This is a genomic window from Vibrio sp. 10N.286.48.F5, assembly GCF_041469785.1.
Taxonomy (GTDB): domain Bacteria; phylum Pseudomonadota; class Gammaproteobacteria; order Enterobacterales; family Vibrionaceae; genus Vibrio; species Vibrio crassostreae_C.
In genome coordinates, this window is sequence record NZ_JBFRLG010000083.1 from 1 (window position 1) to 353 (window position 353).

At 44.2% G+C, this 353-nt stretch carries 1 protein-coding gene; it reads right to left on the minus strand.

Annotated elements, in window-relative coordinates; all coding sequences use genetic code 11:
- Positions 1-303 (minus strand): transposase (locus tag AB4185_RS21905; protein WP_372135936.1); only part of this gene is annotated, 303 nt, incomplete at its 3' end.
- Positions 304-353 lie beyond the last annotated feature (50 nt).

Consider the following 353-nt stretch of genomic DNA (forward strand, 5'->3'; position numbering starts at 1 on the left):
AGCTTCGCAGATAGCTACTGCATCATTAAGGTCGTTCTTCCCTTTAGTTCGATAAGGAACCACGTATTTAACGGCCATGATGCGGGCGTCATGACCCAGTTTATTGAGTGTTCTTGCCCAATAATGTGCACCACCACACGCTTCAACGCCTATACGCATGAGTGGCATATTTGCTATTGTAGTCAGTAGTTTAGAGCGGGTTACTGACTTATGAAGTATGACCTTACCATTTTGGTCTACGGCATGAAGACTAAAGTGGTTTTTAGCTAGGTCGATACCGCAGAAATAAGAATAATCAGACATGGTGCCTCCGATGCATTTAAGTACCACATAAGTGTGGCAGATCCTCGGTA